This is a genomic window from Arthrobacter zhaoxinii, assembly GCF_025244925.1.
In the GTDB taxonomy this organism is placed as follows: Bacteria; Actinomycetota; Actinomycetes; order Actinomycetales; family Micrococcaceae; genus Arthrobacter_B; species Arthrobacter_B zhaoxinii.
In genome coordinates this window covers 112,210-124,877 of sequence record NZ_CP104275.1, presented here as the reverse complement: position 1 = coordinate 124,877, position 12,668 = coordinate 112,210, and the positions used below count along the sequence as shown (strand labels likewise).

General features: G+C 66.0%; 13 protein-coding genes and 1 tRNA gene. 7 read left to right on the top strand and 7 right to left on the bottom strand.

Annotated features, from left to right (window positions below):
• Positions 1-175: 175 nt before the first annotated feature.
• Positions 176-478 (bottom strand): GNAT family N-acetyltransferase, encoded by a 303-nt coding sequence (locus N2K95_RS00620; protein WP_260652474.1) that lies wholly within the window; start codon positions 476-478, stop codon positions 176-178.
• A 54-nt stretch (positions 479-532) separates the two neighbouring features.
• A complete protein-coding gene (locus N2K95_RS00615) occupies positions 533-1,105 on the bottom strand; it encodes a hypothetical protein (RefSeq protein WP_260652473.1) in 573 nt (190 codons plus the stop codon).
• Between the two features lie 186 nt (positions 1,106-1,291).
• Between N2K95_RS00615 and N2K95_RS00610 the strand changes: the two genes are divergently transcribed.
• Together N2K95_RS00610 and N2K95_RS00605 are read left to right on the top strand one after the other, a co-directional pair.
• Complete coding sequence (locus tag N2K95_RS00610; protein ID WP_260652472.1) at positions 1,292-2,386, top strand: iron-containing redox enzyme family protein; 1,095 nt, start codon at positions 1,292-1,294, stop codon at positions 2,384-2,386.
• Complete coding sequence (locus N2K95_RS00605; protein WP_407080104.1) at positions 2,383-2,733, top strand: CDGSH iron-sulfur domain-containing protein; 351 nt, start codon at positions 2,383-2,385, stop codon at positions 2,731-2,733. The genes N2K95_RS00610 and N2K95_RS00605 overlap by 4 nt, the downstream gene beginning before the upstream one ends.
• An 81-nt stretch (positions 2,734-2,814) precedes the next feature.
• On the opposite strand, the gene N2K95_RS00600 is transcribed toward N2K95_RS00605, so the two are convergent.
• Positions 2,815-2,887: transfer RNA gene (locus N2K95_RS00600), tRNA-Lys, on the bottom strand.
• 143 nt (positions 2,888-3,030) lie between these two features.
• On the opposite strand from N2K95_RS00600, the gene N2K95_RS00595 reads away from it, so the two are divergent.
• From N2K95_RS00595 to N2K95_RS00585, 3 genes are all read left to right on the top strand, one after another.
• On the top strand, positions 3,031-3,672 hold the full coding sequence (locus tag N2K95_RS00595) for a hypothetical protein (RefSeq protein WP_255791420.1): 642 nt from the start codon (positions 3,031-3,033) through the stop codon (positions 3,670-3,672).
• Between the two features lie 321 nt (positions 3,673-3,993).
• Entirely contained in the window at positions 3,994-4,611 is a 618-nt protein-coding gene (locus tag N2K95_RS00590) for a DUF47 domain-containing protein (protein ID WP_260652471.1), read from the top strand.
• A 1-nt stretch (position 4,612) separates the two neighbouring features.
• Positions 4,613-5,623 (top strand): inorganic phosphate transporter, encoded by a 1,011-nt coding sequence (locus N2K95_RS00585; protein WP_260652470.1) that lies wholly within the window; start codon positions 4,613-4,615, stop codon positions 5,621-5,623.
• Positions 5,624-5,630: 7 nt separating this feature from the next.
• Here N2K95_RS00585 and pstB read toward each other — a convergent pair whose 3' ends face one another.
• The 4 genes from pstB to pstS all read right to left on the bottom strand — a co-directional run bounded on the left by pstB (position 5,631) and on the right by pstS (position 9,711).
• The gene (pstB, locus tag N2K95_RS00580) at positions 5,631-6,410 is read right to left on the bottom strand and encodes a phosphate ABC transporter ATP-binding protein PstB (protein ID WP_152270927.1); all 780 of its coding nucleotides are present in this window, start codon (positions 6,408-6,410) and stop codon (positions 5,631-5,633) included.
• 24 nt (positions 6,411-6,434) lie between these two features.
• On the bottom strand, positions 6,435-7,544 hold the full coding sequence (pstA, locus tag N2K95_RS00575; RefSeq protein WP_260652469.1) for a phosphate ABC transporter permease PstA: 1,110 nt from the start codon (positions 7,542-7,544) through the stop codon (positions 6,435-6,437).
• A complete protein-coding gene (gene pstC / locus N2K95_RS00570; RefSeq protein ID WP_260652468.1) occupies positions 7,544-8,473 on the bottom strand; it encodes a phosphate ABC transporter permease subunit PstC in 930 nt (309 codons plus the stop codon). Before pstC ends, pstA begins: the two co-directional genes overlap by 1 nt.
• A 116-nt stretch (positions 8,474-8,589) precedes the next feature.
• Positions 8,590-9,711, bottom strand: a complete 1,122-nt coding sequence (gene pstS / locus N2K95_RS00565; protein ID WP_260652467.1) for a phosphate ABC transporter substrate-binding protein PstS — start codon at positions 9,709-9,711, stop codon at positions 8,590-8,592.
• A gap of 218 nt (positions 9,712-9,929) precedes the next feature.
• Here pstS and N2K95_RS00560 point away from each other — a divergent pair, with 218 nt between their 5' ends.
• Positions 9,930-11,060, top strand: coding sequence for an FUSC family protein (locus N2K95_RS00560; RefSeq protein WP_255791414.1), 1,131 nt, complete (start codon positions 9,930-9,932; stop codon positions 11,058-11,060).
• Positions 11,061-11,114: 54 nt separating this feature from the next.
• Positions 11,115-12,482 carry a DNA repair protein RadA gene (radA, locus tag N2K95_RS00555; RefSeq protein WP_255791413.1) on the top strand — a complete coding sequence of 456 codons (1,368 nt, stop codon included), beginning with the start codon at positions 11,115-11,117 and terminating at the stop codon, positions 12,480-12,482.
• The last annotated feature ends 186 nt before the right edge of the window (positions 12,483-12,668 follow it).

Sequence of the window (12,668 nt, the reverse complement as noted above, 5' to 3'; positions counted from 1 at the left end):
CATCTTTGGCCCCCTCGATTGGATTTACCCGGACAAATGGAATTATACTGATGAAACTGGCTTCCCCTTCTGCGTTCCCCCCATATGCAGAGCGGGAAGCCAGCTTCATTTAAGGCACGGTTCCACCGGTACGCCGCACTTTGGCCTTCTTCCGGATCCTGTCCGCCCTGTGTCGTCAGTCCTGCGGCCACGAAACGTGATGGCTGTATTCCGGGTGCTTGCGGAGGTAGGCGGCCATGTAGGTGCAGTACGGCTTGATCCGGCCTCCGCCCCTGATGATGTCATCCACCGCGTATTTCGCCAGCCGGGATGAGTAGCCCTGGTTCCGGTAGTCCGGTTCCATCTGCGTATGGGTCAGCGCTACAGAGTCGTCCGGCTCCACCTCGTATTCGGCAATCCCCACGAGGTCACCGTCCAGCAGCAGCTCGTACCGCCCCAGCCCGTCATTGCGCGAGATGGCGATGTCATTGGTAGTCATGGGCAGAGACTGCCACGCATTCCCCTAACGGTCCACCCCTGCGGTCCGTAGCGTCTACGCTGCCCGCCCGCCGCCGGCCGCCTCTTCTGCACGGCGAAGCGAGTCTTCCAGCGTTGTGACCGCCTCGGCGTAGGCCGCCGCCTGTGCTGCGGTCACTCCGTCCGGGCGCAGTTGTTCAGCAGCTTTCAAGGCCCGGATGAAAGTCCGCGTTTCCGGCGTGCGGACGTCAAGCAGCTGCGGATGCTCGGCAGCGAGCCAGGGGTCCAGTTCGTAGGCACTCCAGCGGGCCAGGACCTCCCGGTGGCGGGTTGCTGCGGCAGTGACTGCTGCCTCCACCTGCCGGGTTTCGCGGTTCCGGCGGCGGCGACGGTCCCGTCTCAGGGTCCAGAACGACGCCGCGATACCGCCGGCCACCACAACCATGCCCACTGCGGCGGATCCGGCGGAGGTGGCGGTCACTGCCCAGGCGGCTGTCAGGAGGACGGCCAGGAAAGCGGTCAATCCGGTCCAAAACAGGCCTTCCCCGTCCCGGGTCCGAAGCATCCGGTCAATCCCGGCAGCCGCGGCGGCAAGCACAGACACCAACAGCAGCAGCGGAAGAACCATCGAAAAACCCGCCTCGGCCATAACCGCTCTCCTCCCCTGGTGACTCGCCTGCCTGCCGCTCTTTGCCTCCATTGCACCGAACCGTGCCGCAAAGGTCAATGCCGGCGTCCCACCCGGCAGACAGCCCGTCGCGTACACAGCAGATATGCTGACGTGTGGATTTGTTCCACTTGCCCGCCGGACAACGCGCCCCCTGTAAGGAAAGCAATGAAGATTCCCGCCCCGAGAGGGCGCGTCAGCGCCACCCTGATCGACCTTCTGCAGAACCGCGGCGGCACAGGCCACGCCAACGCCTACGGGTCCCTGAACCTGCTGGTGGACGAAGCGCTTGCCGCCACTGCGGATCTGCTCCGCGACGAAGACCTCCAGCTGGCCCTGTTCTGCCTGTACGAGCTGCATTACAGCGGACTGGACGGAGTTGAGGACGCAGCGGAATGGGATCCCGAACTGATCCGCGTGCGGGCACGGCTGGAGGCAGCCCTCGAGGATGTGCTGCGCCGTACGGTGCCCGTCCCCGAGCTTCCGTCACCGGAAAGCGAAGCCGTCGCCAAGACGCTCTTTGACCTGGCAGCCAACGACGACGGTCCCAGCGTCTCCCGTTTCGTCGCCAGCAAGGCCAGCGTGGAGCAGCTTCGCGAGTTCCTGATCCTGCGCTCGGTGTACCAGCTGAAGGAAGCGGATCCGCACAGCTGGGCCATTCCGCGCCTGCCGGTGGGCCGCGCAAAGGCAGCGTTGATCGAAATCCAGGCAGATGAGTACGGCGGCGGACGGGTCGAACGGATGCATTCGAAGCTGTTCGGCACCACCATGGAAGGCCTGGGCCTCGATTCCAGCTACGGGTACTACATTGACCAGGTTCCCGCCCTGACCCTGGCCTCCTCCAACGCGATGTCGCTCTTCGGGCTGAACCGCCGCCTGCGCGGGGCCATCTCCGGGCACCTGGCGGCGTTCGAGATGACGTCCTCGATACCCAACGCGTTCTACGCCCGCGGGTTCCGCAGGCACGGCTTCAGCGACGACGTCACCTATTACTTCGACGAACACGTCGAAGCGGATGCCGTGCACGAACAGATTGCTGCCCGTGACCTGGCCGGCGGCCTGGCCGAGGCGGAACCCGATCTGCTGGCCGACGTCATCTTCGGCGCCGCGACCGTCCTGGCCATCGATGCCCTGCTCGGCGAAGACCAGCTGAAGGCCTGGCAGGCAGGCGAATCAGCTTTGCTGGCACCCCTGCCGAACTGCGACGGCACTGCAGACGCAGCGCTGGCCACTTCGGCAGCGGCCGGCGGAGCAACAGCGTGAGCGTCCCCGCAGCCGGTCCTGCTGAGCACGACGACGCCATGCCGGAGCCGGGGGACGTCCAGGCCGATGCCGACACCCCTGCCTGGGAGAAGCGGGAAGGCTCCGCCCCTGCCTCCATCGTGGCCTGCCCCAACGGCCCCCTGCTGATCCGCGGAGACTTTGAGATTGTGACGCCGGACGGGATTCCCGTGCCGCGGGACCGGGAAACCGTGGCTTTGTGCCGCTGCGGCGGTTCGGCGATCAAACCCTACTGCGACGGCACCCACAAGCTGATGAAGTTCGATACCACCCGCCGTCGTCCGGTGCCGGAACCTGCGCGCCGGGCTGCGGAAGAAGCCGCGGGATAACCGGAGCGGCGCTCCAACAGCGAAGCACCGGGACAAAAAAGAATGGCTTGCCTTCAATGAAGGCAAGCCATTTCCGTACGGTGCGCCCAGCAGGGCTCGAACCTGCGACCCACGACTTAAAAGGACGTTGCTCTACCAACTGAGCTATAGGCGCTCCACCGGTCCGCAGCATTCTCCGGACCGACTGTCCCACTTTATCGCACACCACACAGATCGTGGAAAACCAGGGTTCCGGGCGCTTCGCGGCGCCGGGAAGACCGCCTCGATTCCGTGCAGATCCCGGAGTATTCTTCGAATATGAGTGAGTCCAATTCAACGCCGCGCCATCACAAGCCAAAGCCTCTTGCACCTGTGGACTTCGCCAACTTCCCCGGCGGTGCCGATCCGGCACGCGTTTCGGAAGCGGCCCATCTGGCAGCCCAGGCACTCGTCCACCACGGCCGCAGGAGCACCGATCCGGAGGTCACCCGCCGCCTGGTTGAACTGACCGACCAGCAGGGCGTGGAAGCGGTGGCCGAGATGTGGGCCGAAAGCCCCGCCCGGTCCCTCCCGGGCGCTCTCTGGCGCCTTTATGCGCTGCGGGCGTCCATCCAGCGGAACCCTGAACGAATCGCGTCCTTCTATGCCGCGGGCAAGGATGTTGCGCAGGTCTCCAAGGTCGTTGCCGGAGTAGCCGAACCGTTGGGCGCCGAGGAGGTGCGGACCATGGCAGACACCATCCTTTCCGGCGCCTTTGAGGGTGATTTCGACGTCGCGCTGGAGCGCTTCGCCGCGTTCTGCCGGGTGGTTGCCCTGGGCCAGGCCAACCACGCGGATTCCTCCGAGGCCTCCAACGGGGACCGCGCCACCGCGCTGACCCGCAACGCACGCCAGCTGGTACACACGGCCGAGGACCTGGAGCACTCCGCAGCGGCCTGGCGGCGGGGAGAACTCGACTAGGTGTGGGACGAGACCAGTGACGGGAACCACCATGGCGCTCCTCACAGTGCCGCCGTTGCCCGTATGGCCGTGTTGACATCATCGACTGAGCGTAGAAAACTGAAATTGGTGTCGGACTGCGGAACCCCCGGGCTTCAACTCTGAGCCGCTTCGAGCGGCCTTCCGCCGAGAGGCGCTCCCGGTCCGGCACCGTTACTTTTTCCCCGGCTGCTCTGCAGCGGGAGCGTTTCGCGGACTCGACCGTCCTGCCGCCGCAGCCATCGGATATTCTGGCGCTGTGAGAACCTTTGCCGCTCCCCCAGCCCACGTGCTGCGTTCAGCGTGAAACTTCAACTGTTCCCCCAAGAGAACGCCGGCCTTGAGCTGCTCTCCCGCATGGCGTCGCAGCTCTTGCGCGGCACCGGGGTGCTGGCCGAAATCCTCGGTGCAGACCCGGAGGAATTCGACCGGCTCACCGAGCAGCTGCATCAGATTGATGCTGAAACCACCGATCTGCACTTCGCCCTGATGACGCAGATGCGGACCAGCTTCATCAATCCCCTTCCCCGTGAAGACCTGTATGAGCTGTCCCTGCTCCTGATGTCTGCCATGGAATGCCTGGATGCTTCCGCGGAAACCATCTCCCTCTACAAGCTCACCGGCGTGTCCCGCCGCGCTTCGGAGCAGCTGGAAGTCATCGGCAGGCAGGCTGAGCTCACCGCTTCCGCCATGCGCCGGCTCGCTTCGCTCGAGGATCTGGAAGAGTACTGGATCGAGATGCTCCGGCTGGCCCGGCGGGCCGAGCGGTCCCGCCGGATCTGGGTGGCGGAGCTGATGCGCGAGCACAAGCCGATGGCCTATGCCAGGCACCGGGACCTGGCCGACCAGCTTTCGGGAACCACCGCCCAGCTCCGCCGCACTGCCACGTTTGTGGGCGGCATCCTCGTCCGGGAATCCTAGGGTGGCCACCGTCCTCCTGGCCGGCGTCGTCCTGCTCGCCGGAGCCTATGCCTTCCTCAACGGCTTCCATGACGCCTCCAACTCGGTGGCCACCTCCGTCCGTACGCGGGCCCTGACGCCCACCGTCGCCATCATCCTGGCCGCCGCCTTCAATCTTCTGGGCGCCCTGGTCAGCACGGCCCTGGCCGTTGCCCTGACTGTACGGTTTGTGGACCTTCCGGCGGGTCCTGAAGGGCTGGGCATCCTGATAGCCGGACTGCTGGCGGCGTGCGGCTGGGGCGTGTGGACCTGGTGGCGGCGGATGCCGTCTTCATCCACCCATGCGCTGGTGGGCGGACTGGTGGGGTCCGGTGCGGCCTCGACCCTGGTGGGCGGTCAGAACATCGCGGAGTCCAACCGGCTGATCTGGGAGCAGCTGGCCCTGCCGCTGCTGGTCTCGCCCGTAGTTGCCTTTGCACTGGCGTACCTGCTGGTTTTTCCGGCCACCTGGCTCATGCGTTACAGCTCTCCGCGCCGCGGCGACGCCGGAAACCGGATAGCGCAGTCCGTGTTCACCTCCGCCTTCTCCCTGGGCCACGGCATCCAGGACGGGCAGCGGACCATGGCCGTTGTGGTGCTCGCCCTGCTGGCGGCCGGCCAGACGCTGGAAACCGACATCCCCCTCTGGGTGCAGCTGTTCGCAGCCCTTGCCCTGGCCGGCGGCACCCTCTTCGGCGGCTGGCGGATCACCCATACGCTGGGCTACCGGCTCGTGCGGATGGATCCGCTGCGGGGCATGAGCGCCCAGGCAGTCAGTTCCACCATGCTCTTCCTGGGAGCCCTCTGGCTGCACATCCCGCTGTCCAGTACGCAGACCATGACCTCGGCCATCGTGGGCGCGGGCACCAACCAGCGTTTTTCCACCGTCCGTTTGATCCCGCTGCGGGAAATCCTCGTCACCTGGCTGGTCACCGCCCCGGTGACCGCGGTGCTCGGCGGAATCCTGCTGCTGGCCCTCAGCCCGCTCCTGTAGGCGCCGCCTACCCGAAACGGCCGGAGACGTAGTCTTCCGTGGCCTGTTCTGCGGGATTGCTGAAGATGACCGGGGTGTCCGCGTATTCGATCAGCCGACCGGGCTTGCCGGTGCCGGCAATGTTGAAGAACGCCGTCTTATCCGAGACGCGTGCCGCCTGCTGCATGTTGTGCGTAACGATCACCACCGTGTACTCGCTCTTCAGTTCCTCGATGAGGTCCTCGATGGCCAGGGTCGAAATGGGATCCAGGGCGGAGCAGGGCTCATCCATGAGGATCACCTCCGGCGAGACCGCGATGGCGCGGGCTATGCACAGGCGCTGCTGCTGGCCGCCCGAAAGTCCGGAGCCGGGCTTATCCAGGCGGTCCCGGACCTCCTTCCAGAGGTTGGCGCCGGTGAGGGATTTTTCCACGAGGGCATCCGCATCGGACTTGGAGATCCGCTTGTTGTTCAGCTTCACGCCGGCCAGGACGTTGTCCCGGATGGACATGGTGGGGAACGGGTTGGGCCGCTGGAACACCATGCCCACGTGGCTTCGGACGGTCACGGGATCGACGCCGGGGCCGTAGAGGTTCTCTCCGTCCAGCAGCACTTCTCCCTCCACGCGGGCTCCGGGAAGGACTTCGTGCATCCGGTTCAGGGTGCGCAGGAAGGTGGACTTGCCGCAGCCGGACGGGCCGATGAAAGCAGTCACGGAGCGGGGCTCAATGTTGATGTTGACGTCCTGGACGGCGAGGAAATTTCCGTAGTAGACGTTCAGGTCTTTGACGTCGATGCGCTTGGACATGGGTTCCTTCAATCGAAGCTGGAATTAGCGGGAGGTCCGGGGGGCGAAGATCCGGGCTATCAGGCGGGCGCCGAGGTTCAGCAGCATCACCATGATGATCAGGATCAGGGCCGCCGCCCAGGCCCGCTGGGTACTGGGATCCGTGTTGGTCGGGGAGGTGGGGCTCATCAGCTGCCGGTAAATGAAAGTGGGCAGCGTGCTCATCCAGCCCGCAAAGGCATTGAAGTTGATGGTGTTGACGAAGCCAGCGGTGACCAGCAGCGGAGCCGTTTCGCCGATCACGCGCGCGATGGCCAGGGTCACGCCGGAGGCGATGCCGGAAATTGCCGTGGGGACCACGACCTTCAGGATGGTCCGCCACTTGCGCACGCCCAGGGCATACGACGCCTCCCGGAGTTCATTGGGCACAATCTTCAGCATTTCCTCGGTGGAACGGACCACCACCGGGATCATCAGGACAGACAGGGCGACGGCGGCAACGAAGCCGGTCCGCGTGCCCGGCCCGAAAACCAGCCCGAAGAACGCCGCAGCGAACAGCCCGGCCACGATCGACGGAATGCCGGTCATCACGTCAACGAAGAACGTGATGGCCCGCGAAAGCGTTCCGCCGCGGCTGTATTCCACCAGGTAGACGGCGGCCAGCAGGCCCACCGGCACCGAGATGACAGTGGCCCAGAAGGTGATCAGCAGGGTGCCCACAATGCCGTGGTAGGCGCCGCCGAGCACCTCCGTTCCGTTCTCCGCGGTGGCGTTGTCCACGGCACCGGTCATACCGCCCATGGAGGTCAGCAGGAAGTCCGGGCTGAGGCCGGGCAGGCCGCGGACCAGGACGGTGAAGATCACCGATACCAGAGGAAGCAGGGCCAGCAGGAATGCGCCGCAGACCAGGTTCGTGGCCAGACGGTCCACCGCGTGCCGCTTCCCTTCCACAATCCAGGTGGTCACTGTGCCGCCGATAACGAAAAGCACAGCGGTGAAGATGGCGAAGGCCGCCACGGAAAACCCGATCAGGGCGGACAGCGCCGCACCCAGGACCAGCGCCGCAGCCAGGACGATCCACGGCGTATAGCGGGGCAGCCGATTCTTGCTCAGCATGGATCCGGGACGGGTAAGGGCGGAGGTTGTATCGAGCATCAGTTGGCTCCCGAGAATTCTTTATGGCGGCTGATGATCCAGCGGGCAATAACGTTGACCGCCAGCGTGATCAGGAACAGCACGAGTCCTGCGGCAATCAGTTCCGAGAGCCGGAGTCCGAACGCCTCAGGGAAGTTCAGGGCGATCTCGGCGGCGATGGTCTGGTTGCCCGGCCGGATCAGGCTGGCGATCAGGCCGCCCGAGGAAAGCACCAGCGCGACCGCCATGGTTTCACCGAGGGCACGGCCAAGCCCCAGCATGACGGCGCTGACGACGCCGGGCCGGGCGAAGGGGAAAACCGCCATCCGGATCATTTCCCAGCGGGTGGCACCCATGGCCAGTGCTGCTTCCTCATGCAGTTTGGGTGTCTGCAGGAAGATCTCCCGGGTCAGGGAGGTGATGATCGGCAGCACCATCACGGAGAGCACAATGCCCGCGGTGAGCATGGTCTTGCCGGTCTGGCTGGCCGGACCGGCAAAAATCGGAATCCAGCCGGCGTTTTCAGCCAGCCAGTTGTACGGGCCCACCAGGGCCGGGGCCAGCACCGTCATGCCCCAGGCACCGTAGACCACTGACGGAATAGCCGCCAGCAGGTCCACCAGGTATCCCAGTCCCTGCGCAAGCCGGCGCGGGGCGTAGTGCGAGATAAACAGTGCGACGCCGATGCCCACCGGTGTGGCGATGAGCAGCGCAATGATGGCGGCAATCACCGTTCCTATGACCAGGGGCAGGATGTACTGTCCGAACCCGCCGCCGGAGATGTCCGCAGGGTCTGCCATAAACGTCGGCAGCGCCTGCCACATGAGGAAAACCGCCACGCAGAACAGGACGAAGAGAATAAGGCACCCGGCTGTCACCGCAATGCCGGAGAAAATCTTGTCTCCGGCGCGGCCGGTGCCGCTTTCTCCCGATATGGACTTGCTGGACACTGCTCAACCCTTCGAAATGCGTTGGTGCAGACTCTTCTTATCAGTGTAGGTACTCCGCCTTGGAGCGGACCCTGCCCTCCCCCGCCTCAGAGGCGGGAGAGGGCAGGACGGGCACGTTATGAACGCACCTTGATCGTTTCCAGCGCGGTTTCCGCCTTGCCGCGCAGGGCATCCGAGAGCGGCGCACTGCCCGCGGCGTCCGACGCGGCCGACTGGCCTTCGTCGCTGACCACGTAGTTGCCGAACGCGCGGACCAGGTCCACTGTCTGCTGGTCCTCATAGCTGGTGCAGAAGACGTGGTAGCTCACCAGCACCACGGGATAAGCACCGGATGCCGCCGTATCGCGGTCCAGGTCCATGGCCATGTCCGCTTCGGGTCGGCCTTCCCCGCCCGCCGGAGTGGAGGATTCGACGGCGAGTGCAGCGGCGTCGGCGCTGAACGGCACGTAGGCATCGCCCACCTTGACGCTGACCTTGCCCAGGGAACCGGCCGCGGAGGCGTCGGCATAGGTGATGCCGCCCTCGGTGGAGCTCACCGTGGAGATGACACCGCCGGTGCCGGAAGCGCTTTCGCCGTTCGGCAGACCGGCAGGCCATTCGCCCGCTGCCGGATCGGTCCACGTGTCGGGAGCGGCCTCGGCCAGGTATTCGGTGAAGTTCTTGGTGGTGCCGGATTCGTCGCCGCGGTGCACCGCAGTGATGGGGGTGTCCGGCAACTTTGCTGCCTCGTTCTGGGCTGCGATGGCCGGATCATTCCATGCCGTGATCTCGCCGCGGAAAATGCCTGCGATGGTCTCTGCGTCCAGGTTCAGCTCCGTTATGCCGGGGAGGTTAAAGGCAACGGCGATCGGTGAAATGTACACGGGAACATGGATGGCGCCGTCGGGACCGCAGACCTCCGCGGCTGCCGCGGTCTCCTCTTCATCAAGGTAGGCGTCGGACCCGGCAAACTGCACCCCGCCGGCCAGCAGCGCTTCCCGGCCCGCACCGGAGCCGTCCGGTGAGTACTGGATGGACGCCTGCGGGTTCGCCGACCCGAAGCCGGCAATCCAGGCCTGCATGGCCGCGTCCTGGGAGGAGGCACCGGCACCGGAAAGCGTACCGGTGACGGAGCTTTCGGTACTTGCCGGAGCTCCGGCCGGTGCAGCGCTGTCGGTGCCGCAGGCGGCAAGGCCCAGGGCAACTGCAGCCGAGACGGTCAGAACGGATGCAGTGCGGCCGAAATTCGAAACCTTCACCATCGGATCCCTTTCAAGGGGTTGTTCGGCGCTGCTGCGCCGGGAAGCTGAATGCGGAAAAGCAGTCGAGCAGGTGGAACCTCCAACACGTTCCTGTCCAAGATTGGCGGAGCAAGGTGAACGGAAAGTTAACGGCCGCCGGGCGGCGGGGGAACATCCGTGGCCGCCGAATGTAACCTCGGATACAGGATGGCTGAGGCGCCCCCTAGACTGGTTTCATGCCCCAACGCAGCTCCTTCGCCAAAAGCCGGGGTTTCCTGCTGAACCGGGCCCGCGTGGGGCTGCAGCGCAGCCGCAATTCGGTGGTGCCGGCCCTGCAGATGACCGTCTGCGCCGTCGGAGCCTACGCATTCGCGGAGTACGTGCTCGGACATGAGGGTCCGCTGTTCGCCGCCACTGCCGCCCTGATTTCGCTCGGGTTCTCCCGGGAACCGCGCACCCGCCGGGTGCTGGAGGTGGGGATCGGCTGCACGCTGGGCATCACCATCGGCGAAATCCTGCTCACCCTGCTGGGCAACGGCCTGGCCCAGGCCGCCGTCGTCCTCTTTGTCTCGGTGATGCTGGCACGGTTCCTGGACCGCGGCGTCATCTTCACCACGCAGCTGGGGCTGCAGTCCCTGCTGGTGGTCCTTCTTCCCGCCCCGGACGGCGGTGCCTTTACCCGCAGCCTGGATGCCATCGTCGGCGGTGTTTTTGCCCTGGTGGTGACCATGCTGGCGCCGCGCGATCCGCGCCGGGAGCCGAAGTCCAATATCCGCGAGCTCCTGCACGAACTCTCCGCCGTGCTGCGCCAGTGTTCCGAAGCCATTGAGAAGAGTGATTCCACCATTGCCTGGCATGCGCTGGTGCGGGCCCGGAACACCCAGCCCCAGCTGGACACCCTCGCCCGCAGCGTCCGGGACGCACGGGAGGTTGCCCGGATTTCCCCTGCCTACCGCCGCTATCTGGCGGAACTGGGGGATCTGCGCGGCTCCATCGGCTACCTGGACCTTGCGGTCCGTAACAGCCGGGTCTTCGCGCGCCGCACGACGTCGGTCATCAACCATGCATCGCTGGGCGACGAGGCCATCGAGAGTGTCTCGGAAGTGCTCAACGAAACCGCCGACGCCGTAGACATCCTCGCCCGCGCCCTGGGTGGCGGTGAAGGACCGGACACCCGGCTGCGGCACCTGCGCCAGGCCCGCAATGAGCTGGCGGCCGTGGGAACGCGCCTGCATCCGAAGTCACTGGGCATCACGGACCTGCAGGGGGATGCGCTGATTATGCTCTTCCGCCCGCTGGTGGTGGACCTGCTGGAATCCACGGGGCTGACCCATGAAGAGGCAGTGACCTACCTGTCTGAGGTCTGAGGCCGGACGGACCGACAGAAAAGCAGTGTCAGTGCCGCGGGATAGCCTGTTTCCATGGCAACAAAGACTGCACGGCCCAAGACCGCCAACTTCCGCTGCTCGGAATGCGGTTGGACAACGGCCAAATGGGTGGGACGCTGCGGCGAATGCCAGGCCTGGGGAACAGTGGAGGAATCCGGTGAAGTCCTTGCCCGCACCACCGCCGCCACAGTAGTTGCCCGCCCGGCGCTGCGGATCGGTGAGGTGGACGCCACCACTGCCGCCTATCAGGCCACCGGGGTCGGTGAACTGGACCGCGTCCTGGGCGGCGGGCTGGTCCCGGGCGCCGTGATCCTGCTGGCCGGCGAGCCCGGTGTAGGCAAGTCCACCCTGCTCCTCGACGTCGCTGCCCGTGTGGCAGGAGCGGGGCGTGACGTTCTCTACGTTACGGGTGAGGAATCCACGGCGCAGGTGAAGCTGCGGGCCGAGCGCATCGGCGCCGTGTCGGAGAACCTCTATCTCAGCGCGGAAACGGACCTGGGCCAGGCCCTGGGCCAGGTGGAGCAGGTCTCCCCCGGACTGTTGATAGTGGATTCGGTCCAGACCCTGAGCAGTACCGCTGTGGACGGCAGCGCCGGCGGAGTGAGCCAGGTCCGTGAGGTGGCGGCCTCCCTGATCAACGCTGCCAAGACCCGGAACATGACCACCCTGCTGGTCGGCCATGTCACCAAGGACGGGTCCATCGCCGGCCCGCGGCTGCTGGAGCACCTGGTGGATGTGGTGTGCCAGTTCGACGGCGACAGGCATTCGAGGCTGCGGCTGCTGCGTGCGGTCAAGAACCGGTACGGGCCGACGGACGAGGTGGGCTGCTTCGACCTGACCGAAGACGGCATCGAAGGGCTCGCCGATCCCAGCGGGCTTTTCGTCTCGCGCACCAAGGACCCGGTGTCGGGCACCTGCATCACCGTGACGCTGGAGGGCAAGCGTCCGCTGGTGGCCGAGGTGCAGTCCCTGGTCGCGGAAACCGGTAATGCCCAGGCACGCCGCGCCACGAGCGGTGTGGACGCCTCCCGCGTGGCCATGCTGCTGGCGGTCCTGCAGCAGCGTGCCTCCATGAGCCTGGCCAAGGATGACAGCTACGTCTCCACCGTGGGCGGCGTGAAGCTGAGCGAACCTGCGACGGACCTTGCGGTGGCGCTGGCGGTGGCGTCGGCGAAAATGAACAAACCGCTGCCAGCCCAGCTCATTGCCTTCGGCGAGGTGGGACTGGCCGGGGAGGTGCGTCCGGTGCCCGGTATCGGCCGCCGGATCACCGAGGCGGAACGGCTGGGCTTCACCCACGCGGTGGTTCCGGCCTCCCCCAACGGACCGGGAAATGTCCCGGCCGGCTTCAAGGTCCGCGAAGTCTCCACCCTGGCCGAGGCGCTCGAGCTGCTCTTCTAACACTGCCGCCGCGGCGCCGGCGGACCCGGCCGTGCGCCGGGTCACGGGACCGGGCGGAATGGAAGCGTGCTGCGCCCCGGGCAGGGACGTGCCGTGGTTCACGCGGTGGAGAGTGTACCGGAATCTCCCACTAGTATAGGGACGGGCAAGCCTCAGCCCAGATTGTCCAGGCCCCCGGGCCGGAAG